The organism is Zhouia amylolytica (genome assembly GCF_900116365.1).
Lineage (GTDB): Bacteria > Bacteroidota > Bacteroidia > Flavobacteriales > Flavobacteriaceae > Zhouia > Zhouia amylolytica.
On the sequence record NZ_FPAG01000007.1, the window covers coordinates 73,820 to 98,519 of the forward strand.

Genomic DNA, 24,700 nt, shown 5'->3' on the forward strand with positions numbered 1-24,700 from the left:
AAATAGGCTTATATATCATTCGATAATATTTGCTTAAATTGTACGACCTTTGTAGCGTTATAAAATTGCTACACGTGCAGTAATCATTACATTTTGCACAAAATTTTAAAACAGAACGGATTATTATGGGTATGAATAAGAATACGGTATTGGCATGGGCAACTTTTATAATGATTATCGTAGGGATATCGCTAATTGCATTAGGCGCATTTCGTTACGATGATGTAGCAGGATGGGGGTTTGCCTCTGTAGGAATTGGGTTCTTTGCAATTGCCTGGGTCTTTAATGCCCTTAAGGGACGTGTATAAAATTTTAAAGAATTAACTATAAATAAATATGTCAGACGATAAGAAAGTCATCTTTTCGATGAATAAGGTCAGTAAGACCTATCAAAGTACCAATAAGCAAGTACTTAAAGATATCTATTTAAGCTTCTTTTATGGAGCAAAAATTGGGATTCTGGGGCTTAATGGTTCTGGTAAATCAACATTATTAAAAATTATTGCTGGTGTTGAAAAGAATTATCAGGGAGATGTGGTTTTCTCGCCAGGATACTCTGTGGGTTATCTTGAACAGGAGCCAAAATTAGATGAAGAAAAGACAGTTATAGAAATTGTGAAAGAAGGGGCTGCTGAAACTGTTGCCGTTTTAGATGAATACAATAAAATAAATGATATGTTCGGCCTTCCTGAAGTTTATGAAGACGCAGATAAAATGCAGAAACTGATGGACAAGCAGGCGGTACTTCAAGATAAGATTGATGCCCTTGGTGCCTGGGAACTCGACAATAAGCTAGAAGTGGCTATGGACGCTTTGCGTACACCCGATCCGGATACTCCGATTAAGGTGTTATCAGGGGGTGAAAGGCGCAGAGTTGCTTTGTGTCGACTTTTATTACAACAACCAGACGTTCTATTATTAGATGAGCCTACCAACCACCTCGATGCAGAATCAGTTCTTTGGCTGGAACAACATTTACAGCAATATAAAGGAACAGTGATTGCCGTAACCCACGATCGCTATTTTTTAGATAATGTTGCCGGGTGGATATTAGAACTGGATAGAGGAGAAGGAATCCCTTGGAAAGGGAACTATTCATCCTGGTTAGATCAAAAGGCGAAACGTTTGGCTCAGGAACAAAAACAGGCCTCTAAGCGACAAAAAACACTTGAACGAGAATTGGAATGGGTTCGAATGGCTCCTAAAGGACGTCAGGCAAAACAAAAAGCCCGTCTAAATAATTATGATAAATTATTAAATGAAGATCAAAGAAAGCTTGAAGAAAAATTAGAGATTTATATCCCTAATGGTCCGCGCTTGGGTACTAATGTCATCGAAGCAAAAGGAGTGGCTAAAGCTTTTGGTGATAAGTTATTATACGAAGATCTTAATTTTACCCTACCACAGGCAGGTATCGTTGGTATAATTGGTCCAAATGGAGCTGGTAAAACCACCATCTTTAGAATGATAATGGGAGAAGAAACTCCGGATAAAGGAACTTTTGAAGTGGGTGAAACCGCCAAAATAGCCTACGTAGATCAATCTCATAAAGATATTGATCCTGAAAAATCTATTTGGGAAAACTTTTCAGAAGGTCAGGAATTAATAATGATGGGGGGAAAGCAAGTGAATTCAAGGGCTTATTTGAGTCGATTTAACTTTTCGGGAAGTGAACAAAATAAAAAGGTAGCAACATTATCAGGAGGGGAACGCAACAGATTGCATTTAGCAATGACGTTAAAAGAAGAAGGAAATGTTCTCTTACTCGATGAGCCTACCAATGATCTTGATGTGAATACTTTACGAGCGCTGGAAGAAGGTTTGGAAAATTTTGCAGGATGTGCTGTAGTAATTTCTCACGATAGATGGTTCTTAGATCGTATTTGTACACATATATTAGCCTTCGAAGGAGATTCACAAGTTTATTTCTTTGAAGGAAGTTTCTCGGAATACGAAGAAAATAAAAGAAAACGATTAGGTGCAGATGTAACGCCTAAACGAATTAAGTATAAAAAATTAATAAGAGATTAATAAAAAGCCCTGCGATCGCAGGGCTTTTTTATTCTTTACAAAAAGTTAAAAATTACACCAGATCAAGTTGTAATAATTATTTTAGCGAGCAAATTAAATTAATTCATGATGTATATAAAAAGATCTCTTCTATCCGTGATGCTACTAGCTTCAGTAACATTATCGGCTCAAGATGATTTAATTAAATCTCTCGAGGGAAATAAAAGTATTAAAGCTACGGAAGGATTTCAGTTTACCCCCGTGATCAATCTGGAAACTACTTCTGTGAAAAATCAAGGAAGTAGTGGTACCTGTTGGAGTTATTCCGGAAATTCATTTTTGGAAACCGAAATGATTAGAATGGGTAAACAACCTGTTGATCTCGCAGAGATTTATACTGCCAGATGTACATATATCGAAAAAGCTATTAACTATGTACGTATGCACGGTAATTTAGGCTGGGGAGATGGAGGAGAACTTCATGACGTGGTTAATATCTATAAAAAATACGGAGCTTTGCCTCAGGAAGTTTATGACGGATTAAACTATGGAACCGACATCAATAAGTTTGGTGAAATGCAAGCTGCTCTAAAAGGGTTTTTAGATGGCATTGTTCAAAATAAGAATGGCAAATTAACTCCAAATTGGTTGAGTGCATTTACTGCGGCCCTCGATAGTTACTTAGGTGAAATTCCGGAAGAATTTGAATATCAGGGTAAAACATATACCCCTCAAACATTCGCAGAAGAAGTAGTAGGAGTAAAGGCAGATGACTATATCGAAATGGTTTCTTATTCAGATCAGCCGTTGTATAAAGATGTATTTATGGCAGTACCTGATAACTGGAGTTTCGATACGGCTTATAATGTAGCCATGAATGACATAACGAAAACAATAGACAACGCCCTTAAGAATGGATACAGTGTAGGTTGGGCTACCGATGTAAGTGAAAAATATTTTAGCTGGAAAAACGGGATCGCCTATTTACCGGAACTTGATTACACTCACATGACCAGTGAAGAACGTCAAGCTATGTTTTCAGGACCAAAACCAGAACTTGATGTTACAGCTGAAATGAGACAACAGGCATTTGATGACTACACAACCACAGACGATCATGCTATGCAAATTGTTGGGGTAGTAAAAGATCAAAATGGAAAAGAATATTATATTGTTAAAAATTCTTGGGGAGTAAGTAATGATTATAACGGATATTTATATGTCACCAAAGAATTTGTCAAATATAAAACGACCGCTCTTTTAGTGCACAAGGATGCAGTTCCGAAAAATATTTTAAAGAGTTAAATAAAAGCCTGGAATTTTCCAGGCTTTTTTAATACCATTTTCGCAATCGTACATCAATGTTATTGTTTTTATCATTTACCTTCTTTTTAAAAAGGTTGATATCACTTACATCTGGTCTCCCTCTGTAATGATAAGGATAGATAATTTTTGGTTGAAATTCAAGAACAGCATCAGCTGCTTGCTCTATATTCATCGTATAGGGTAGATTCATGCAAACAAACGCAACATCGATATCATTCAAACTTCTCATTTCCGGGATGTCTTCTGTATCCCCACTTACATATATACGAGTGTTATTGAGTGAAATAATATAACCATTACCAACACCTTTTTTGTGTCTTGCGGTTTCATCATGAGGTAAGTTATACATAGGAAGGGCTGTAACAGATATCTCCTTAATTTGCTTCTTATTTCCATTGTTAAGTATTACTAATTGGTTTTTATATCTGGATGGTATTTTTTTAGCGACCGCTTCTGGCACAATAAAGGTTGCATGTGCTGTATTTAAAACCTCGAGCGTGTTTAAATCTAAATGATCACCATGAGTATGGGTAATTAAAATAAGGTCGGGATCTGAAATACCTTTAAATTTTTCAATTCCTCCATGAGGATCAACGTAGATGGTACTTTCATTATAGTCAAAAACAACAGAACCATGATAAACAGGGAAAATAGTTATACCATTAACGATGTCTGAATTATTTATTTGGGTAAAGCCTGATGAGGCATAGATAAAACAACCAATGGCAAGTATATATTTCATAGTTTTTAATTTAAAAATACAAAAAATTGAAAATCAGTTAAGATGTTCTTTATCGGTTAATAGTATAAAACCTTCAAGAAGATATAAATATTTCATAATATTGTATGTTATACAATTCGAATTTTGAGAACATACATCTGTTACATATTCTTCGTTTTATGCTGTTCTTTTTGGATGGAGGCTCAAGATTCAGAGCACCATTCAAAAACGCTGGATTCACTTACGAGAGCAGCAGAAAAAGCTCAGTTTAAATATCGTTTAAAAGAGTCCTTTGAAATTGCAAATAAGGTTGTAGATATTGCATCAAAAGAAGAAAGACCAGATTACCTAGCCAGGATTTATAATGTGATTGGAATTAATTATGAAATAATTCTGGATTATACCAATGCTGAAAAAAATTACCAGAAGGCATTGTATTATGCCGAACAGGATAAAAACATAAAGTTTATTGGATGGATTTATAATAATTTGGGGAATGTATACTCAGACGGACTTAAAAATCATGAAAAAGGACTGCAATATTACCAGAAATCTCTTGAAAGTGCTAAGGAAGTAGGAGATTCAATAGATATTTTAACCCCTATATTAAATATTGGTTGGACTTATATCGATGAAAATAAATTTGATAAGGCATACCCATATTTAATAGAGGCTTCCTCTTACATTGATCAAGTAGGAGATAAAACTAGTAAATTACAAATTAGTTATTTGTTGGGTAAATATTATTCCTCTAAGGAAGCCGATCAAGAAGCGGAAAAGAATTTTAATGATGCAATTGCTATTGGGGTAGAAAATGACTTTTACCTGGACCTGGCCGAAGTGTATAAAGCATCTTCTGAGCATTATAAAAATAAAGGAAACTTAAATCAGGCATTTAAAGATTTAGAACAGCACAATTTTTATAAAAATAAAGTTTTTGATAAAGATCGACTAAAGCAGTTAGAAGTTGCAAAAGCGAGATTTGATGCAGACGAGTATCGTCGGGATTTGGAACTGGCCAAAAAGGAACGGGAAGCCCAAAACCGTGTTTTAAAGAAATCCAAACAGCTTGCTTTATTTACTGGAATAGGTGTTTTGGTGTTATTCATTTTACTCATGCTCTTGCTTGCAAGTATTAAACATATAAAGCATATTAACAAAGAATTAGAGCTTCAAAATGTACAGCTTGAGGTCGCTAAAGAGGAAGCTGAAAAGCTTTCAAATGTTAAATCTCAATTTATTTCAACAGTAAGTCATGAATTAAGAACACCGCTGTATGGAGTGGTCGGCTTAACTTCTTTATTGCTGGAAGAAGCGAAATTAACCCAGAAAGAATTTCAATATTTAAAATCATTAAAGTTTTCAGGTGATTATTTATTAAACTTAATTAATGATGTTTTGCAATTAAGTAAAATTGAATCCAATAAAGTGGTTCTTGAAAATACTAAGTTTAATATAAAACAATTAGGGAAAAATATAATTAATTCATTTGGTTTTCAAGCTGAACAGAAAGAAAACACCCTTGAATTTCGATTTGATAATGAAATACCAATTGCCATAAATGGAGATCCGGTTCGATTATCTCAAATATTAATTAATTTAATAGGGAATGCTATCAAGTTTACTTCCAATGGTAATGTTGTATTGGCAATGAAACTCGTTTCGAAATCAGAAAAACATGTTGAGATTAATTTTAATGTGGAAGATAATGGTAAAGGAATTTCAAAAAAGGACCAGGAACAAATTTTTGAAAATTTTGCTCAATTAGATAGAGGTAATAATGAGTATCAAGGTACAGGTTTAGGATTGTCTATAGTTAAGAAATTAATAGAAATATTTGACAGTCAGATTACTTTAGAAAGTGAATTAGGAAAAGGTTCAAGATTTAGTTTTACAATAAAATTCGATTACAATGAGGGAGATATTATCGAAAATGTATATGAGGAATTGCCATCTATTCTTGGTTTCAAGAATAAGGTATTAATAGTTGAAGATAATAAAATCAATCAAATAGTAACGCAAAGTATTTTACAAAAAGTTAAGTTTAAATGTAAAATAGTTAGTGATGGTCAGGAAGCAGTTGAAATATTGAAAAAGGAACATTTTGATTTGGTACTTATGGATTTAAACATGCCCAATATGAATGGAATGGAGGCAAGTAAGCTCATTCGGGAGTTCAATAAAAATGTTCCAATAATAGCTTTAACAGCATTGCAAATAGACGAAATTCAGTCTGATATTTTTGAATACGGAATTAATGACATTATCAATAAACCCTATGACCAGCATGAGTTTTTTCAAATTATAGTGAAAAACTTAAATAAAGTTCAATCCCAAACTTAAGGGGTGATGGGTAGTTCCATCTTTATATCACACCTTAAATAAGAACAATTATCCTCTACAGGAATTTCTTTAAATCCAAATTTTCGGTATATATGAATGGCATTTTCAAGTTTGGTGCTGGAATAAATAATTAGCTTTTTCCATTTTTTTTCCCTGGCGAAATCAAGAGCATACTGCATTAATTTTTGACCGACCTTGAGACCTCTTTGCTCGGTTACGACCCCCATCTTGCTCAACTCAAAAATGCCCTCCTCAATTTTAATTAAAGCGACAGTTCCAATAATTGCATCATTGTGTTTTGCAAAAAAAATATGTCCTCCATTTCCAATAATATATGTTTCAGCATGATCCAGCACTTCCATGTCATGTTGTTCTACAAAAAAATATTTTTGTAGCCATTCAATATTAATGTCTTTGAAGTCTTTAGCATATTCTGGTTTGAATGGAATGATCTTTAATTCTTGCACAGTTTAATTGTTAAAGGATTTGATTTTAATTTTTCAGGGTATTTCGAAAGAGAGGATTCTCGGAACCCTCCATGTTAGTAATATGGGAAAAATTAATCAACCGGTTTATTATAATTTAATTATCAATATGTTTTGCTCTGGAGTGGTTGAATCATCCCCACGTTAAACGATATTAATTAATGAAAATTTTTATTATTTTCTTATAAAATCAGTTATTAAATAACTTATAAGTTTTCCGACCAGAATCATTTCATTTTCCAGCTTCGGGTTAGGAGCAGCTTCACATATATGTACGTATTGTATATTTTTACTTCTACTAAATTTATGCGTTAGATATCTGATGTCATTAACTGATAAACCAGACGGAGTCATCGCGCTGGAAGGTATATTTATTATGGAATCGCAATCGATCTCCAATCCAAAAAAGTCATCCTCAACGAAAGATAAAGCTCTCTCGGCCTCATGAATTATTTCTGTTTCTTTTCTAACCGCAAGAGACTCGAAGGTGTTATACTGAATTCTTTCGTCTTCGTCATTTAACATATTAAATATTTCTTTGGAGGTATAGTTTTCATGAAGTCCAAATATGAAATATTTATTTAAAAAACCTTCCTCAAAAGCATATGAAAAGCCATTACCACTATGTCTTGTTTCAGTGGTTCGAAAATCGGTATGGGCATCAATATTTATAACATTAACAGGTTTACCATGGGCAAGAGCACAACCCTTTAAAATACCATATGCATTATTATGACCGCCACCAATTATGATAGGCGTTTTTCCACTACTTACTATTAAGTTTATTAAATAGGTGATTTCTTTATCAATAATATTAATAACGTTCTGCAGCCTTTTAGGTAATTCAGGACTGTTGAAATCAACGTTTTCTACCTCTTTTGAAAAATCCAAATGTCCTAATAATAGTATTTTACCTCCTTTATTAAATTTATTTTGCTGTACATTAAGAAGCGACTTTAGCGTAGCGGTCCAGGCACTTTTAGCTCCAGGACGACCATAATTAGCCTGAACTCCATAATCTTCCGGAATACCCAGGATTACATGTTTTGTTTTTGAAGCTGTCAGTTCTTCTTTAAGAGCGGTAGGATCGTTTATAAATTTAAACTTTTCTCCTATTTTCACCTCTCCCTTTCTATGACCTATGTACTTATTAATTGTTTTTAATTGATAGGTAATTAAATATTTACTCATATTTTTCTTTACTAAATCTTTGAAAAAATCTAAAAATTAAATTGGAACGTATATAATAATTGTAATATGTTTATACAAATTACCAGATAAACCTAAATTTAAATTTAACTAATTAAAACCACAATCATGACTGCAACAAACAGTAGTAACAGTTTAAAAGTAATTGCCGGTTTGCTTGGCGCAGCTTTGGTAGGAACATTAATTTATACCATTAGCTTATACAACGATAAAAAGCAAACTACTGCAAAGTTAAACGAAGAAAAGGATCTAGTAATAGAAGATCTTAATAATCTTAAGTCTGATTATGATAAAGCAATCGCAAACAATGAGGAAACAAGTGGAGAACTTGAAGAAGCAAGAGATAAGATTGCAAGTTATATCGATTCAGTAAAAACGATGAAAGCAGATATTTCTGCACTTTACAGATATAGACGACAAGTTAATCAGCTGAGAAAAGAAAGAGAATATCTATTGGCTCAAAACGATTCATTGAAGAAGTCTAATGAAATGATTGCTATGCAAAGAGATAGTACAATTGTAGCACTGGAAGAGCAAACAACTTTTACGGATTCTTTAGTTGTTCAAAATACACAGCTGGCAAAAATAGTAGAAGCTGGATCTGCCTTAAACTTAAACAAGTTTAATGTCGATGCCGTAAGAGAAAGAAATAGCGGGAAATTAGTTTCAACGAATCGCAATAATAGAGCAGACAAGATTAAATTGTGCTATACGGTAGGAGATAACAAGATTTCAAATCCAGGACCAAAACAATTTTATATTCAGGTTACAGATCCTTCAGGTAATATTATGGGAGAAAAAGCTATAGCAGCTAATGAAGAGGAAGGAACAAATATTACTTATACCAAGGCGTCTAGTTTTTACTATGAAAATACTGCGTTAGATGTATGTGAATTTGTTTCTAAGGAAGGAAGTGAATTCCCGGAAGGAACATATACAGCTAAGGTATTTGATGATAAGTTGAGAGAGTTAGGAACCTCTACATTTACATTGAAATAAAGTAAATAATACTCTTTAAAAAAGGCGTCGTTTTAACGACGCCTTTTTTTATTAAATTTTTTTTCCATTAATGAAAACGCTGTCAATATTATTGGTGCCAAAGGCATAGGGTAGAAATCCATAAGATGGGATTTCCTTTGTAAGAATTAAATTTGCCTTTTTACCAACAGTAATGCTACCATGACTTTCTGCAATGCCCATGGCATAAGCAGCATTGATAGTTGCCGCATTAATAGCCTCTTCAGGAGTCATTTTCATTTTTATACAGGCGGTTGAAATAACAAAATTCATATTACCGCTAGGTGTAGAACCAGGATTGAAATCAGTAGCTAATGCAAGAGGTAATCCTGCATCTATTAATTTTCTTGCTGGGGTATATGGAATACTTAAAAAGTAAGAACATGAAGGTAATGCAACAGGCATTGTTTCTGAATTCTTTAATATTTCTATATCCTCATCAGATATCACCTCTAGATGATCCACCGATAAAGCATTGTATTCAACTCCTGCCGCAACACCACCAATAATGTTGAATTGATTGACATGAATTTTAGGCTTAAGTCCATATTTTTTTCCAGCTGCCAAAACTCGTTTGGTATCTTCTATTGAGAAATATCCTTTTTCACAAAAAATATCGATATAATCAGCCAGATTTTCATTTGCAATTGCAGGAAGCATTTCGTTAATAACTTGATCAATATAGCCAGCCGTATTATTTTTAAATGCCTTTGGTACTGCATGAGCCCCCAAAAAAGTTGCTTTAACAGGTAACTTATACTCCTGTTTAAGTTTTCTGATTACTCTTAACATTTTCATTTCAGCTTCCGGAGTCAAACCGTAACCGCTTTTAATTTCTACAGCCCCCGTTCCTAATTGCATGACTTCTTCTAAACGTTTCTTGGATTGTTTATACAGATCTTCTTCTGAAGTATTCTGAAGCTTTTCTGCAGAATTTACAATTCCTCCTCCGCGATTGGCAATCTCCTCATAGGTTAATCCGTTTATGCGGTCAACAAATTCTTGTTCACGATTTCCTGCATATACAATGTGTGTATGACTATCAATCCATGTGGGCATTACTATTTTACCAGTACAATCAATGACTTCGTCAGCAATACCAAAACAAGTATCATTCATTACCCCATAGTCAATTATTTCATCATCCTTAACAAGAAGATATGCATTTTTTATACTAGGTAAGATCTTCATTTCCTGACCGGAAACCTTTTCGATGGTAGAGGTTCTGGTTTGAAGTAACTCTTTTATGTTTATGAATATCGTAGTCATTATAATTTTTTTGTAGGGGCTAAAGTTATTTAAAAGAAATTACTTTAAAACTGATAATACTTAGTTTTTCTTTTGTTTAAATCTCCGTATTTTACATAAAATTTACCACTCATAATACGTATGCTATGAATAAAGGATTATATATTGCTACACTCGAGGCTAATAGTGGAAAGTCACTTATTGCATTGGGGCTTATGCAAACGCTTTTAGCTAAAACTCCTAGAGTTGGTTATTTCAGACCAATTATTAATGATCCAAAAGATCAAAATAAAGATAATCACATCGATACTGTTTTATCATTTTTTAATGTTGAAATACCATATGAAAAAACTTATGCTTATACAGTTAGTGAGGTTGTCCAAAAAAGAAACGAAGGTAAGACTGGTGAAGTATTGGATAACATCATTCAAAAATATAAAGAAGTAGAAGAAAACTTTGATTTTGTTTTGGTGGAAGGTTCTGATTTTTCAGGGGAAACCAGTGTTTTTGAATTTGATGTTAATGTACATATAGCCAAAAACCTTGGTATTCCCGTAATTATTATAGGAAGTGGAGTTAATAAGACAAAGGAAGAGCTTCTTGGGAGTTTGCAATTGGCCTATAATACATTTGTAAATAAAGATGTTAAAGTAATTGGAGTAGTAGGGAACAAAATCCAGGAAAATAATTTAGAAATCGTAAATGAAGGTATAAAATCCTTTTTAACCGATGACGTAGATGTTTTTACCATTCCAATGCAAGAAATGTTAGCAAACCCTACGATGAAAGAAATCGTAGAAGAATTGGATGGAGAAGTGTTATTTGGGGGAGACCTTTTGGATAACCAAACGGGTAGTTTTGGGGTAGGAGCAATGCAATTGAGAAATTATTTAAATCACCTTAAAGAAAATAGTCTGGTAATTACTCCGGGAGACAGAGCAGATATCATTTTGGGAGCCTTACAAGCGAATATATCAGCTAATTATCCCAGGGTATCCGGTATTATCTTAACTGGTGGTATTACTCCTGAGGATACCATTTTACGATTAATTGATGGTGTTTCTCAAGTAGTTCCAATCATTTCAGTCAAAGGAGGAACTTTCCAGGTTACGAACCAAATAGGTAATATTAAATCTAATATTTATGCAGATAGTATACCAAAAATAAATGCTTCTATCAGTGCATTTGAAAAGTATGTGAATGTTGATGGGTTAATGGAAAAGATAACGGATTTTGAAAATACAGGAATCACTCCTCGAATGTTTCAATATAGTTTGATTCGAAAAGCTCAAATGGAAAGAAAACATATAGTATTACCAGAAGGTATAGATGAAAGAGTACTAAAAGCAGCCTTTAGACTCTCTACCTTAGACTTGGTAGACTTGACGCTTTTAGGAGATGAAGACAAGATTAAAGAAAAAGCCACTGAATTAGGACTTCCGATTGATTTTAAAAAAGTGCATTTAATTAATCCTCCCAAGTCCAAATATTTTGATGATTATGTAAAAACATTTTATGAGCTTCGTAAGCATAAAAATGTGAATATGGATATTGCTCGAGATTGCCTGACTGATGTTTCTTATTTTGGAACCATGATGATTTATAAAGGTCATGCTGATGGCATGGTGTCAGGGGCAATGCATACAACTCAGCACACGATACGTCCGGCTTTACAGTTTATTAAAACTAAACCAGGTGTTTCCTTGGTTTCTTCTATATTTTTTATGTGTTTAGAAGATCGGGTTGCCGTATTTGGAGATTGTGCAATTAATCCGAACCCTTCAGCTAAAGACTTGTCAGAAATAGCCATATCATCTGCAGAAAGCAGTATCAATTTTGGTATTGAACCTAAAATTGCAATGCTGTCATATTCTTCCGGAACATCTGGGAAAGGAGAAGATGTTGACCGAGTTCGTGAGGCTACAGAAATGGTTAAAAATCAGCGTCCGGATTTAAAAATAGAAGGACCTATTCAATACGATGCAGCGGTAGACATTACAATCGGGAAAAGTAAATTGCCAGAATCTGAAGTGGCGGGTCAAGCAAGTGTTCTAATATTTCCTGACTTGAACACTGGTAATAACACCTATAAAGCTGTACAAAGGGAAACAGGAGCCTTGGCTATCGGACCGATGCTTCAAGGTTTAAACAAGCCAGTTAATGACTTAAGCAGAGGCTGTACAGTTGATGATATATTTAATACAGTAATTATTACAGCCATTCAAGCACAAGGAATTTAAATCTATAGATGGAATGAAAAATATTTTAGTGATAAACTCGGGGAGCTCATCCATTAAATTTCAATTATTTAAAATGCCTGAAGCTAAAGTTGATGCATCAGGCTTAGTAGAAAGGATTGGATTAGATGATGCAACTATTCATTATAAAACATCAAAACTTAATCTTCAGGAAAAAATAGCTATTCCTGACCATAAAACGGGTTTAAAAGAAGTAGCTAAACTACTAATGGACCCTGAAAACGGTGTTATATCAGATGCTAAGGATATTGATATTGTAGGACATCGGGTTGTTCATGGAGGGGCATCATTTTCTGATACAATTTTAATAGACAATATCGTAAAAAAGAAAATTAAAGATCTATTTAATTTAGCTCCTTTGCATAACCCTCATAATTATACGGGTATTGATGTAGCAGAAAATATATTTCCCAATGCCAAACAGGTAGCGGTTTTTGATACAGCATTCCATCAGACCATCCCTGAAAAGGCTTATAAGTATGCTATTCCTAATAAGTTTCTTGAAAAAAACCGGATACGTTTATATGGGTTTCACGGTACAAGTCATAAATATGTGTATACCAAAACCGTAGAATACCTGGCTAAACCTTTACCTAAGGTAATAACAGTACATTTAGGAAATGGGTGTAGTATTACAGCTATTCATGAAGGTAAAAGTGTAGATCATTCTTTAGGGTTTGGCCCTGTGAACGGATTAATAATGGGTACACGAAGTGGAGACATTGATCAATCCGTTATATTTTATATGATTGATAAACTAGGATATACTCCTGCTCAGGTCAGTGAATTGCTCCATAAAAAGAGTGGTATGTTAGGGCTAACGGGATATAGTGACTTAAGAAATATTGAAGAGGAAGCATCCAAAGGTAATACAGACTGTTTGTTAGCATTAGAAATGAACGCCTATAGAATAAAGAAATATATCGGATCTTATATTGCGGCAATGAATGGGATAGATGCTTTGGTCTTTACTGCTGGGATAGGAGAAAATAGTAGCACTTTAAGACGTATGGTTTGCTCAGAATTGGATTATTTGGGTATACAAATAGATCCAGATAAAAATAACATTCGATCAAAAGATATTCGTCTCATCAGTCATGAAGATGCAAGGGTTGATGTTCTGGTGGTTCCAACTAATGAAGAATTAGAAATAGCCAGGCAGGCATATGGCTTATTAAAAAACTAAACAAAAAAGCTCAGTTTAAACTGAGCTTTTTTGTTTGAAATAAACTATTGCTTTTTGAAACGCATTAGTTCGATATCATCCATATAGAAACTGAGGGTTTCATTTATTACTTTATAGCTTTCTATTTTTGAAAACAGTTTTGTGAATGCTTGCTCTCCACCACCTTCACAGAATCTCATGGTTGCTATAGGATCGTTGATGAAAATTTTATTTCCTTCAATGGTAATTTTACTGCTATAGGCATTACAACTGGTACTACCTCCAATACTGTTTTCTTCTAAATTGAAAATTAAAGTGGGTCTTTCTTTTGGGAATAAGCCTTCAAAAGAAATTCTCGGACCTGTTAAATAAACCAATTCCCAGGTGGCTCCTTCTAACTTATCAATATCCTTAGAGATACTATTTTTAGAACTTTTACAAGAAACTGCCGTAAATAAAATGAGCGTGCAAATAAAAATCTGATTTTTCATATGTGTGTGTATTAATTACGTTTTAAATGCTTTAAGATAATGTTATTATTAATTTTTAATTGTGTAATGTCTTTGTAATTGAGTTAACCGTTCTTTCTTCTACTACAGGTCTGTAATCTTAATTATAAGCATCATCATTTTTAAAGACTTCCCTGTTTGCAGTTAGTTCCTCTGAGGCAATTGATATCCTGCAAGAATCTTGTCTCCTTTGACCGTACCATTAATTATGCCATAACGGTATTCTTTTTCAAAGAATTAATATGATAAACTTCCAATTATTTTATTGTCAGTTATTTAAAGGGAAAGATTTATGACATATTTTGATTTGTAAACATATATCACTCCATGTCTTGTTTATTAATAGCTATTTAGGTGAGCTCTGAATTAGTTTCTTGAATAGTATTATGCCTCAAAATGGTATGATAAGAAAAAATAGAAACAGTAAGAATATAAATATAATAGATTGCATTATGCAATATCTGCTAAGTTCATTGTTTTCTAATTCAATCCATTTTAAAAATCCCTTAGGAACAAAAAAAGCATCCTTTAAGGATGCCTTTTTATGTTGTTAGATATACCTTATTTCAAGGATCCAACCATATCTTCTGGTTTAACCCATTCATCAAATTCTTTTTCTGTAAGGTAACCTAAACTAACAGCAGCCTGTTTAAGAGTGGTTCCATCTTCATGTGCCTTTTGAGCTATTTCTGCAGCTTTATAATAACCAATTTTAGTGTTAAGCGCCGTTACCAACATTAAACTATTGTCTAAAAGTTGTTTGATGCGCCCATGATTAGGTTCTATTCCCTGAGCACAATGTAAATCAAAGCTTACACATGCATCACCTATCAGGCGAGCAGATTGCAATAAATTAGCGGCCATCATAGGCTTAAAAACATTAAGCTCATAATGACCCTGGGTTCCACCAACGCTTATGGCTACATCATTACCCATAACCTGTGCACATACCATGGTTAAAGCTTCACATTGAGTCGGGTTTACCTTTCCTGGCATTATTGAACTACCTGGTTCATTTGCAGGAATTATGATTTCACCAATACCACTTCGAGGTCCAGAGGCCATAAGTCTAATGTCATTAGCTATTTTATTAAGTGATACGGCCAATTGTTTGAGAGCCCCATGAGTTTCAACAAATGCATCATGAGCTGCCAGGGCTTCAAATTTATTCAGTGCAGATTGAAATGGCAATTCTGTGAATTTGGCAATGTATTCGGCAACCTTTACCGCATATCCATTAGGGGTGTTTAAACCTGTTCCAACTGCAGTACCACCAAGTGCTAATTCAGATAAGTGATCCAAGGTATTATTCAAAGCCTTCAGGCCATGATCTAACTGAGAAACGTATCCGGAGAATTCCTGTCCAAGAGTAAGAGGAGTGGCATCCATCAAATGGGTTCTACCAATTTTAACTACATTGTTAAACTCTTTGGACTTTTTCGCTAAAGTATCTCTTAATTGTTTAACACCAGGAATGGTTTGTTCTACCACCATTTTATATGCAGCAATGTGCATGCCTGTAGGGAAAGTATCATTTGAAGATTGTGATTTATTTACATCATCGTTAGGTTGTAATGTTTTTTCACCTTCTCCAATTTTTTTACCAGCTATTTGATGAGCACGGTTTGCGACAACCTCATTCACATTCATGTTACTTTGAGTTCCACTTCCGGTTTGCCAAATTACCAAAGGGAATTGATCGTCATGCTTGCCTTCTAAGATTTCGTCACATGCTTTTGCAATTAAGTCTCTCTTATCTTCAGGTAAAACGCCCAATTCACAATTTGTATAGGCGGCAGCCTTTTTAAGATAAGCGAAGCCATATACAACTTCCAGAGGCATAGATGCAGGAGCTCCAATCTTAAAATTATTTCTCGAACGTTCCGTTTGAGCACCCCATAGTTTGTCAGCAGGTACTTTAACTTCGCCCATCGTATCTTTTTCTATTCTATATTCCATATAAATGCGTGTATTGTTTTTCTGTAGGACAAATTTAAGCTTTTCGTATTATTTCAGGAATATTCATTGCATCAGATTTAAAATATGTAACATAAAAACAAAAGGATTTTTTAAAATTTATGGGGAAATAAAGAATTGTGTGTATCTTTGAAGCGAATTCAGAAAATTTCCGGAAATTATGTTCGAATTTGATCAGTATCTAGGCTTTTTAGCGTTCTTAACCATTTTAACAATTGGTTTCTGGTTAATGATCTTTTTATTGACTTTTGTTATTCCTTATTGGGTAGGAGGAGCAATTATGGAGATGATTAAAGAAAAGAGAGAAGCTAAAAAAGCTGCACAGAACAGTTAAAAACAAAAAAGAAGCTCATGAGCTTCTTTTTTTATTTAGAAAAAGAAAGACTACCATTTGGTAGTCTTTCTTTTTGGTTCTGTTAGCCTTCGAAGTCCATATCTTCTCCGCCACCGTTTCTATTATTTCCACCGCCTCGGCCATTTCTTTCCTTAGGTTGATTGAATCTATATATAAAAGAAATATTGAATTGTCTTTCTCTCCATTGGAATTCACTTTCTGAGGTAAATCTTAGATTACCATTAGCGTCATAAGACTCAGTGAATGATTGTCTCTTACGACTGTTTAATAAATCTCTGACATTGAAGCTAATGGTCGCATTATCGTTCAATATGTCTTTACTGAAGGCAAGGTCTAATGAAAACATTCCTTCCGATTTAGTCTGTGAGTTTTCTCTAGGCCCCATGTAAAAAGCATTTGTTTGCCAGTCTATCTTTCCAGGTAGCGTTACTTTTGAACTAAATCTGGCAAACCAACTTGAACTTTTTGTTCCATAATCGATTCCATTAAATTCGCCATCAGAATCAAAATGGAAATAATTAAAACTACCGTTAAACCGCAACTTTCTTGATGGATTATACATCAAACTACCTTCAAAACCTACCCGTTGATTAGTAGCCAGGTTAATTGGGATAGAGCGGATGATTTCAATACCATCAGAGGTCGTTTCTCCTGTTTCTTCCTGAATACGTTCAAAAGCGTTGGTTTCACGTTGATAGTACACAGATGTGTTAAAAGTGATTTTTTCCCATCTTTTAAGGTAGCCTACATCAAAGGCATTGGCATACGCCGGATCTAAATCAGGATTACCTTGAAAAACATTCGTTCTACTAGATCTGGAAGGGAAAGGATTAATAAACCATCCTCTCGGTCTGTTTATTCTTCTGTTATATCCAATAGAGATATTTTCATACTCATTCAATTCATAAATAAGGTTTACCGTAGGGAATAGGCCCAAATAATTCTTATCGAAATTAGCCTCTACATTAATACCTGGAATATTGTCTACAGGTGTGCCATCTAATGTTTTTACCTTACCAATTAACTGGGTGTTTTCAAGTCTTAAGCCCAAGAGGAAAGAAAACTTTCCAAATTTATTACCATATTGAGTATAAAGTGCATGTACGTTTTCTGTATAATCAAAAATATTAGACAGATCATTATTGGTAATGTATTCATTAGAATTACGATCTAGCGTGTCTAATCTGTATTCATTTTGCTCTTTTTCAAAATCTCCACGGTATCCAGCTTCAAACTGCGCCTCTCCCATAGGAAGGACATAATCAGCTTGAATTAGGTAATCTTTTTGAGTTTCTATCTCATAAATATTTTCAGAGGCAATAAGTGAGTTGTTTGGATATGTAGCATTCTCAATAATATTTGAAAGAACGTCTTCATCATCAAAGGAATACTGTAGATCTGCTGTAAGTTGATGACCTTCATCATTAAACTTATTAATATAACTTAATGATACCTGATAATTGGTGTCATCCTCATTCTCCTCTTCCTTTCTATTGGTGCGACTATCTACGACAGAATTAATAAATCGTTCCGTTTTATTTTCTGTAACATCTTGTTCGTCTGATAATCTGGTAAAGAAGCTACCAGTAATAGAAGATTGATCATTAATGAAGTATTCCATACCTATGTTCATGTTAAACCCCTTATCTTTCCTGGACATATCCCGATCTTCTATAATTCTGTCAAATTTACCATCCTCGTAACGGTTGTCAAAAAAACCATTGCCAGGTGGTTCTCTATAAAAATATCCCAGGGTATTGAAGATATTAAACTTATCGGTTCTATAGTTGAAGTTAGTAGTGATCTGGCTACTATTTGGATATCCCATAGTTAAATTAGCAGACCCGTTAACACCTAAAGTTTTTTCCTTTTTCAGAACAATGTTCAAAATACCTGCTGTTCCTTCAGCATCATATCTTGCAGATGGACTGGTAATTACTTCTACTTTCTCAATGGCATCTGCCGGAAGCTGACGTAAAGCCTCAGTGCTACCAAAACCGGCCATGGCAGAAGGCTTACCATTAATTAGGATTCTAACATTTTCGTTTCCTCTTAAACTAATAGCTCCGTCAATATCAACAGTAACTGACGGTACATTATTCAGTGCCTCACTTACGGTACCACCACTTGTGGTAAGATCTTTTCCGATATTATAAATCTTCTTATCTAACCTAACCTCTACAGTAGTACGTTCGCTAACAACTTCTACGGCTTCAAGCTGGGCTACATCTAACGATAGTTTAATAACTCCTAAGTCTTTATTTTTGGTTAAATTTTGATTTTTAATTTCATAGGTGCCATATGAGATGAATTCAACACGAATGTTATAAACACCGGAATTTGCTTCGACATTAAATTTACCTTGGGCATCGGTAATTCCACCAGTTACATTATTGGGGTTTTTTACACTCTGTAAAACAATGGTGGCATATTCCAAGGGTTCGTTAGTGTCGGCATCTATAACTTGTCCTGTTAAACGAATTTTCTTTGCAATTGGAGATTGTGCCTCGGCAGTAAATAGGCCAATGATAATGACACAAAAAGCAAATAATTTAAATTTCATAGTAGTTTTTTTGATTTAGCTTATTTCGATTACTAAATCCATTGACCCTAAAAACGGCAACGGGTTTAATTGATTTTGGTTAAAAGATTGTTAAATAAAAAAGCCCGGTGTTAATACCGGGCATGTTTTTATAAAATAGATTTTATGTTTTCAGGAGGTCTTCCAATGATAGCCTTATTGTCTTTAATAACAATTGGCCTTTCAATTAACTTTGGATGTTCAAGCATGATATCAATAATCTCATCATCAGAAAGTAATTTACCTTTAAAGTTTTCTTTCCAGATAGATTCATTTTTACGAATTAATTGTTCTGGTTTAATATCAAGGCAATTCAGAACCTGTCTGAGTTCTTTTTCAGTTGGAACATCTTCCAGATACTTAATAATTTCAAAGGTTTCTCCGGATGCTTCTAGTATTTGAAGCCCCTCTCTGGATTTTCTACACCTTGGATTGTGATATATTTTAATCATAATTACTTTTACTTTTCAGATTATTCTTGTTTCTGTCCCATCATCATCAGATAGGATTTTAAAAATTCGTCAATAGCGCCATTCATTACACCATCAACATCGGCAGTTTCGTGACTAGAACGAACATCTTTTACTAATTTATAAGGATGCATAACATAATTACGAATTTGAGACCCCCATTCAATTTTCATTTTACCTGCTTCAATTTCATCTCGCATCGCTTGTCTTTTCTTTAATTCAATTTCATACAATTGAGATTTCAATAATTGCATTGCCTTAGTTTTGTTATCCAGCTGTGATCTGGTCTCTGAGTTTTCTATAATAATTCCAGTTGGATGGTGGCGAAGTCGAACAGCTGTTTCAACTTTGTTAACATTTTGCCCACCAGCTCCACTTGCTCTCATGGTTTCAAAGGTAATATCGCCTGGGTTTATATCTACTTCGATAGAATCATCTACTAATGGATACACATAAACAGAGGCAAATGATGTATGTCTTTTGGCATTGCTGTCAAATGGAGAGATTCGTACCAATCTGTGAACTCCGTTTTCACCTTTAAGCCATCCAAAAGCGTATTCACCGTCAATTTCTATAGTTACTGTTTTAATTCCGGCGACATCGCCATCCTGATAATTCAGTTCACGTGTCTTAAACCCATGATTTTCAGCCCACATTAAATACATTCTCATCAACATGCTGGCCCAATCACAACTTTCGGTTCCTCCGGCACCTGCCGTTATCTGTAAAATAGCACTCATGCTATCACCTTCGTCCGATAACATGTTTTTAAACTCTAATTCTTCAACCAGAGTTTTGGTAATTTCATATTGATTTTGAACATCTTCTTCTGAAGCTTCATTTTCCTTATAAAACTCATATAGAACCTCTAAATCACCAATGTGAGTTCTGCTTTTATTATAATCATCAACCCATTTCTTTTTTGATCTAAGCTGTTGCATGAATTTTTCAGCTTCTTTTGGGTTATTCCAGAAATCAGGGTCTAATGTTTTTTCTTCATCATTAGCAATTTCAATTAGCTTTGCGTCAATTTCTAAATATTTTTTTAGAGCATCCAGACGCGTAGAGAGTTCCTTAATCTGATCTGAGTTTACCATTAATTTTAATTATGTTAAGCAAAAATACTATTTAACGAAGGGAATAAAAACAATTATACATAAATTTAGCCAATACTCTTATTAGCAAAATTATGTATAAAAAATTTGTTCTAGCCGCCTTAATTTTCATTAACTATACGAATGCTCAGTTTCTAGAAAAGAAAAATGATTTAGAAAAACAGGAAGGTTTCTTTAACATTTACTACCAGCCAAGTGAAGATAAAATATTTTTAGAAGTAGATAAGCTGGAGGAAGAGTTCCTTTACGTGAATTCATTGAGTAGTGGAGTAGGAAGTAATGATTTGGGATTGGATAGAGGGCAGTTAGGAGGCGAACAAGTGGTTTTGTTTAAGAAAGCAGGTAACAAACTTTTATTAATACAACCGAATTTAAAATATCGTGCTAATTCTGAAAATGATTTAGAAGTAAAGTCTGTAGAACAGGCTTTTGCTAAATCTGTTTTATTTGGTTTTGAAATAAAAGAACATGAAGGCAAAAGTTATATTATTGATTTTACTCCTTTTTTATTAAGGGATGCTCATGGTGTTGCGAAGAAGTTAAAAGATAACGATCAGGGAACCTACAAATTAGATTTAAGTAAGAGTGCGCTCTATATGGCCAGAACGAAGGCTTTTGTTGAAAATAATGAATTTGAGGCCATGCTCACTTTTAATGGAGAGGCTAAAGGGAATTATATTAGATCAGTATCACCAAATTCAGATTTTGTAACAGTTGTTCAGCATCACTCGTTTATTAAATTACCTGATAATCAATACAAGCCAAGAGTATTTGATCCAAGAAGTGGTTCGTTTTCAATTTCTTACATGGATTATGCAACACCCGTATTTGAACCAATTCAAAAGAGATATATTACCAGACATCGATTGGAAAAAAAGAATCCTGAATTACCAATGAGTGAACCGATAGAGCCTATAATATATTATTTGGATAATGGAACACCTGAACCCATTAGATCGGCTTTGCTTGAGGGTGCAAGTTGGTGGAATCAGGCATTCGAGGCAATTGGTTTTAAAAATGCATTTCAGGTAAAAGTATTACCTGAGGACGCCGATCCTATGGATGTAAGGTATAATGTAATTCAATGGGTTCATAGGTCAACAAGAGGCTGGAGCTATGGCGCCAGTGTGAAAGATCCCAGAACCGGAGAAATTATAAAAGGTCATGTGAGTTTGGGTAGCCTTAGAATCCGGCAGGATTTTTTAATTGCTCAAGCCCTTATGAATAAACCTTTTGAAAAAGATGACGACAATTATGAACCGATGTTAGCGTTAGCTTTAGCTAGAATCAGACAATTGGCTGCTCATGAGGTTGGACATACATTAGGGTTTGCTCATAATTTTGCGGCAAGTGCATTAGATAGGGCTTCAGTTATGGATTATCCACATCCGCAGTTTAGTGTTAAAGATGGTCATGTCGATTTTTCTAAAGCATATGAAACCGGGATAGGTGAATGGGATAAAGTAACTGTTGCCTATTCTTACAGTGTGTTTTCAGATTCAATTAATGAAAATAAAGCTTTGAGTAAAATATTGAGGAATGCTTTTGAAGAAGGACATCAGTTTATTTCAGATAGTGACGCAAGAGCTAAAGGAGGAGCTCATCCAAATGCTCATTTATGGGATAATGGGCCTAGCGCAACAGAAGAATTGAAGAATGTATTAGCGGTTAGGCAAGCGGCCATTGAAAATTTCACAAGTGATAATATTCGAACTGGTGAACCCTTCACTGTTTTGGAGGATGTTTTTGTTCCACTGTATTTTTTTCATAGGTATCAGACAGAAGCGGTCATTAAAGTTATCGGTGGGGTAGATTATAATTATGCCGTAAAAGGAGGAAATCAAAAAGTAGTGGAAGAAGTTGATGTTGCAACTCAAAATGAAGCTTTAAAAGTGTTGTTACAAACTATTGATCCAAAAACATTAATGATTCCTGAAAATATTTTAAATCTTTTTCCGCCACGTGCATACGGATTTAATAGGAGTAGGGAATCTTTTAAAAGTCATAATGGTGTTACCTTCGATCCAATCGCCGCTGCAGAGACAGCAAGCGACTTTACTTTAAGTTTATTGTTCCATCCTGAAAGGGCAAATAGGCTTCTTCAGCAAGCTGCTTTGAATTCCAATCAATTGGGTTTAGAAGATTTAATAGATATTATACTCCAATCGACCATAGAGAATCCTTATCGTTCAGGTTACGAAGGTGAGATTCAAAAAATAATTAATTATAATGTTGTTAAAAGTCTAATCAGGTTATCAGTGAATAAGAACACCTCTCCTGGCGTTAAAGCAACAACTGATTTTAAATTGAAAAGATTGAAGACTTGGTTGGAAAGAAGGAAAAAAGATAGTTTTGCATCATTCTTAGCTACAGAAATAGACATTTATTTTAAGGAACCGCAAAAGTATCAGTTGTTTCAAACACCAAAAATACCGGATGGTTCCCCAATTGGAGTAGATTGTTTAATGAATTAAAAACTTTAGAATAAGAAAATGGAAGTAAATTTAATTAGTGATACCATAACAAAACCAACTAAAGCCATGTTGGAAGCCATGATGAGTGCTGAAGTTGGTGATGATGTTTTTAAGCAGGATGCAACCGTAAATGCTCTTGAAAACAAATTGACTGAAATGTTTCAGATGGAAGCTGCTTTGTTTTTTCCAAGTGGAACCATGGCTAACCAAACCGCAATAAAGCTGCATACCCAGCCATCAGATCAGTTAATTTGTGATAAAGACGCTCATATTTATAATTATGAAGGGGGAGGAGTGAGTTTTAATAGCGGAGTGTCATGTAAATTAATAGATGGTACGCGAGGTACTTTTACTGCGGCTCAAGCGGCGAGCTATATAAATCCACCTGATTTCTATCACAGTCCTTTAACAAAGTTGATTTGTACTGAAAATACAGCAAATAGAGGAGGGGGTACGTGTTGGGATTTCAATGAATTAATGAAATTAAAGGATGTATGTGAGCAACATCAGCTGGCATATCACCTTGATGGTGCAAGGCTATGGAATGCGTTGGTTGCTAAAAATGAATCTCCCGAGCAGTATGGACTTTTATTTGACACTATTTCTGTATGCTTAAGCAAAGGATTGGGATGCCCGGTAGGGTCTGTACTCCTGGGTTCAAAGGAACATATTGACAAAGCCTTGCGAATTCGAAAAGTATTCGGAGGAGGGATGCGTCAGGCAGGGTATTTAGCTGCTGCCGGTATGTATGCTTTAGACCATCATATTAGTCGTTTAGCAGAAGATCATAAAAAGGCATTGGAAATAAGAGATGCCTTAGCAGATAGACCATTTGTCAAGAAGGTTGAACCCGTAGAGACTAACATTGTTATTTTTTATTTACAGGATGATATAGATGAAGTTCATTTTATGAATGAACTCATGAAGAATAATATTAAGATAATTAGTATGGGTATGGGAAAACTCAGAATGGTAACACATTTAGACTACACGGATCCAATGCATGAATATCTCCTAAAGACCTTGAAAATTTTGAAAATAAAAAAAGCTGCTATTTAGCAGCTTTTTTTATTAGGGAAACCATGTTTGTTTAATTATTCAGTTTTGTCTTCAACCCCTGCGCTACTGGCATTAGTTTTAACAGACTCTATTCCATTTTCCATTCCAGCTTCGGAAGCGTACATTTGGCTACTACCAATAATTTGACCGTTTCCAGCTTTTAAGTTAAAATGAAACTTTCCGTTAGATGCAGTTTTACGTTCATATTTACTGTCATCTTCGGCATTTTCTTTAATTGAATTAATGCCATTAGAAGCTCCTGATTTACTCTCGTATCCTTGACTTGACAGGATTACCTGGCCGTTCTTAGCTTTCAGGTTAAAATAGAATTTGTCATTTTTTTCGCTTTGAAAAAGTTCAAACATGATGATTTTTTTT

The 24,700-nt window shown here is 34.4% G+C and carries 20 protein-coding genes; 10 read left to right on the forward strand and 10 right to left on the reverse strand.

Translation table 11 applies throughout. The features are described 5' to 3' along the window. Positions 1–125: 125 nt before the first annotated feature. The 3 genes from BM361_RS12210 (at position 126) to BM361_RS12220 (ending at position 3,315) form a co-directional block, all read left to right on the forward strand. Complete coding sequence (locus BM361_RS12210; protein ID WP_038263429.1) at positions 126–308, forward strand: CAL67264 family membrane protein; 183 nt, start codon at positions 126–128, stop codon at positions 306–308. 28 nt (positions 309–336) lie between these two features. After that, positions 337–2,031: an energy-dependent translational throttle protein EttA gene (gene ettA, locus BM361_RS12215; RefSeq protein ID WP_074979152.1), complete on the forward strand. Its 1,695-nt coding sequence runs from the start codon at positions 337–339 to the stop codon at positions 2,029–2,031. Positions 2,032–2,145: 114 nt separating this feature from the next. Beyond that, a complete protein-coding gene (locus tag BM361_RS12220) occupies positions 2,146–3,315 on the forward strand; it encodes a C1 family peptidase (RefSeq protein ID WP_074979436.1) in 1,170 nt (389 codons plus the stop codon). A gap of 28 nt (positions 3,316–3,343) precedes the next feature. Here BM361_RS12220 and BM361_RS12225 read toward each other — a convergent pair whose 3' ends face one another. Then, positions 3,344–4,078 (reverse strand): MBL fold metallo-hydrolase, encoded by a 735-nt coding sequence (locus BM361_RS12225; RefSeq protein ID WP_074979153.1) that lies wholly within the window; start codon positions 4,076–4,078, stop codon positions 3,344–3,346. A 123-nt stretch (positions 4,079–4,201) separates the two neighbouring features. Here BM361_RS12225 and BM361_RS12230 point away from each other — a divergent pair, with 123 nt between their 5' ends. Continuing rightward, positions 4,202–6,400 (forward strand): tetratricopeptide repeat-containing hybrid sensor histidine kinase/response regulator, encoded by a 2,199-nt coding sequence (locus BM361_RS12230; protein WP_139226713.1) that lies wholly within the window; start codon positions 4,202–4,204, stop codon positions 6,398–6,400. Here the strand turns inward: BM361_RS12230 and BM361_RS12235 are convergent. Both BM361_RS12235 and BM361_RS12240 read right to left on the reverse strand, forming a co-directional pair. Then, positions 6,397–6,867 (reverse strand): GNAT family N-acetyltransferase, encoded by a 471-nt coding sequence (locus tag BM361_RS12235; RefSeq protein ID WP_074979156.1) that lies wholly within the window; start codon positions 6,865–6,867, stop codon positions 6,397–6,399. The genes BM361_RS12230 and BM361_RS12235 overlap by 4 nt on opposite strands. A gap of 192 nt (positions 6,868–7,059) precedes the next feature. Next, on the reverse strand, positions 7,060–8,076 hold the full coding sequence (locus tag BM361_RS12240; RefSeq protein WP_074979158.1) for a formimidoylglutamase: 1,017 nt from the start codon (positions 8,074–8,076) through the stop codon (positions 7,060–7,062). 126 nt (positions 8,077–8,202) lie between these two features. Here BM361_RS12240 and BM361_RS12245 point away from each other — a divergent pair, with 126 nt between their 5' ends. Beyond that, the gene (locus BM361_RS12245; protein WP_038263447.1) at positions 8,203–9,093 is read left to right on the forward strand and encodes an intermediate filament family protein; all 891 of its coding nucleotides are present in this window, start codon (positions 8,203–8,205) and stop codon (positions 9,091–9,093) included. Between the two features lie 51 nt (positions 9,094–9,144). Here BM361_RS12245 and hutI read toward each other — a convergent pair whose 3' ends face one another. Then, a complete protein-coding gene (gene hutI / locus BM361_RS12250; RefSeq protein WP_074979159.1) occupies positions 9,145–10,380 on the reverse strand; it encodes an imidazolonepropionase in 1,236 nt (411 codons plus the stop codon). Between the two features lie 125 nt (positions 10,381–10,505). Between hutI and pta the strand changes: the two genes are divergently transcribed. Continuing rightward, complete coding sequence (pta, locus tag BM361_RS12255) at positions 10,506–12,599, forward strand: phosphate acetyltransferase (protein WP_074979161.1); 2,094 nt, start codon at positions 10,506–10,508, stop codon at positions 12,597–12,599. Between the two features lie 13 nt (positions 12,600–12,612). Beyond that, positions 12,613–13,803: an acetate/propionate family kinase gene (locus BM361_RS12260; protein ID WP_074979163.1), complete on the forward strand. Its 1,191-nt coding sequence runs from the start codon at positions 12,613–12,615 to the stop codon at positions 13,801–13,803. 44 nt (positions 13,804–13,847) lie between these two features. Here the strand turns inward: BM361_RS12260 and BM361_RS12265 are convergent, their stop codons facing one another. Together BM361_RS12265 and fumC are read right to left on the reverse strand one after the other, a co-directional pair. Next, entirely contained in the window at positions 13,848–14,273 is a 426-nt protein-coding gene (locus BM361_RS12265; protein WP_074979164.1) for an META domain-containing protein, read from the reverse strand. Between the two features lie 579 nt (positions 14,274–14,852). Beyond that, positions 14,853–16,250, reverse strand: a complete 1,398-nt coding sequence (gene fumC / locus BM361_RS12270; protein ID WP_074979166.1) for a class II fumarate hydratase — start codon at positions 16,248–16,250, stop codon at positions 14,853–14,855. Between the two features lie 178 nt (positions 16,251–16,428). On the opposite strand from fumC, the gene BM361_RS16995 reads away from it, so the two are divergent. After that, positions 16,429–16,602 carry a hypothetical protein gene (locus BM361_RS16995; protein WP_038263462.1) on the forward strand — a complete coding sequence of 58 codons (174 nt, stop codon included), beginning with the start codon at positions 16,429–16,431 and terminating at the stop codon, positions 16,600–16,602. Between the two features lie 82 nt (positions 16,603–16,684). On the opposite strand, the gene BM361_RS12275 is transcribed toward BM361_RS16995, so the two are convergent. From BM361_RS12275 to prfB, 3 genes are all read right to left on the reverse strand, one after another. After that, positions 16,685–19,186 carry a TonB-dependent receptor gene (locus tag BM361_RS12275; RefSeq protein WP_074979167.1) on the reverse strand — a complete coding sequence of 834 codons (2,502 nt, stop codon included), beginning with the start codon at positions 19,184–19,186 and terminating at the stop codon, positions 16,685–16,687. Between the two features lie 128 nt (positions 19,187–19,314). Beyond that, the gene (gene arsC, locus BM361_RS12280; protein WP_038263468.1) at positions 19,315–19,656 is read right to left on the reverse strand and encodes an arsenate reductase (glutaredoxin); all 342 of its coding nucleotides are present in this window, start codon (positions 19,654–19,656) and stop codon (positions 19,315–19,317) included. 20 nt (positions 19,657–19,676) lie between these two features. Then, entirely contained in the window at positions 19,677–20,771 is a 1,095-nt protein-coding gene (gene prfB / locus BM361_RS12285) for a peptide chain release factor 2 (RefSeq protein WP_051413426.1), read from the reverse strand. A gap of 92 nt (positions 20,772–20,863) precedes the next feature. Between prfB and BM361_RS12290 the strand changes: the two genes are divergently transcribed. Both BM361_RS12290 and BM361_RS12295 read left to right on the forward strand, forming a co-directional pair. Then, positions 20,864–23,263, forward strand: coding sequence for a zinc-dependent metalloprotease (locus BM361_RS12290; RefSeq protein ID WP_074979169.1), 2,400 nt, complete (start codon positions 20,864–20,866; stop codon positions 23,261–23,263). 18 nt (positions 23,264–23,281) lie between these two features. Next, positions 23,282–24,322, forward strand: coding sequence for a threonine aldolase family protein (locus BM361_RS12295; protein ID WP_074979170.1), 1,041 nt, complete (start codon positions 23,282–23,284; stop codon positions 24,320–24,322). Positions 24,323–24,357: 35 nt separating this feature from the next. Here BM361_RS12295 and BM361_RS12300 read toward each other — a convergent pair whose 3' ends face one another. Then, a complete protein-coding gene (locus BM361_RS12300; RefSeq protein WP_038263478.1) occupies positions 24,358–24,687 on the reverse strand; it encodes a YegP family protein in 330 nt (109 codons plus the stop codon). Between the last annotated feature and the right edge of the window lie 13 nt (positions 24,688–24,700).

Bases quoted from the DNA above. Each gene is read 5' to 3' on its own strand.
- BM361_RS12245 (WP_038263447.1), top strand. From the start codon at position 8,203: ATGACTGCAACAAACAGTAGTAACAGTTTAAAAGTAATTGCCGGTTTG.
- BM361_RS12265 (WP_074979164.1), bottom strand. From the start codon at position 14,273: ATGAAAAATCAGATTTTTATTTGCACGCTCATTTTATTTACGGCAGTT.
- BM361_RS16995 (WP_038263462.1), top strand. From the start codon at position 16,429: ATGTTCGAATTTGATCAGTATCTAGGCTTTTTAGCGTTCTTAACCATT.
- BM361_RS12260 (WP_074979163.1), top strand. From the start codon at position 12,613: ATGAAAAATATTTTAGTGATAAACTCGGGGAGCTCATCCATTAAATTT.
- hutI (WP_074979159.1), bottom strand. From the start codon at position 10,380: ATGACTACGATATTCATAAACATAAAAGAGTTACTTCAAACCAGAACC.
- arsC (WP_038263468.1), bottom strand. From the start codon at position 19,656: ATGATTAAAATATATCACAATCCAAGGTGTAGAAAATCCAGAGAGGGG.
- BM361_RS12290 (WP_074979169.1), top strand. From the start codon at position 20,864: ATGTATAAAAAATTTGTTCTAGCCGCCTTAATTTTCATTAACTATACG.
- fumC (WP_074979166.1), bottom strand. From the start codon at position 16,250: ATGGAATATAGAATAGAAAAAGATACGATGGGCGAAGTTAAAGTACCT.
- pta (WP_074979161.1), top strand. From the start codon at position 10,506: ATGAATAAAGGATTATATATTGCTACACTCGAGGCTAATAGTGGAAAG.
- BM361_RS12295 (WP_074979170.1), top strand. From the start codon at position 23,282: ATGGAAGTAAATTTAATTAGTGATACCATAACAAAACCAACTAAAGCC.
- ettA (WP_074979152.1), top strand. From the start codon at position 337: ATGTCAGACGATAAGAAAGTCATCTTTTCGATGAATAAGGTCAGTAAG.
- BM361_RS12210 (WP_038263429.1), top strand. From the start codon at position 126: ATGGGTATGAATAAGAATACGGTATTGGCATGGGCAACTTTTATAATG.
- BM361_RS12275 (WP_074979167.1), bottom strand. From the start codon at position 19,186: ATGAAATTTAAATTATTTGCTTTTTGTGTCATTATCATTGGCCTATTT.
- BM361_RS12300 (WP_038263478.1), bottom strand. From the start codon at position 24,687: ATGTTTGAACTTTTTCAAAGCGAAAAAAATGACAAATTCTATTTTAAC.
- prfB (WP_051413426.1), bottom strand. From the start codon at position 20,771: ATGGTAAACTCAGATCAGATTAAGGAACTCTCTACGCGTCTGGATGCT.
- BM361_RS12225 (WP_074979153.1), bottom strand. From the start codon at position 4,078: ATGAAATATATACTTGCCATTGGTTGTTTTATCTATGCCTCATCAGGC.
- BM361_RS12240 (WP_074979158.1), bottom strand. From the start codon at position 8,076: ATGAGTAAATATTTAATTACCTATCAATTAAAAACAATTAATAAGTAC.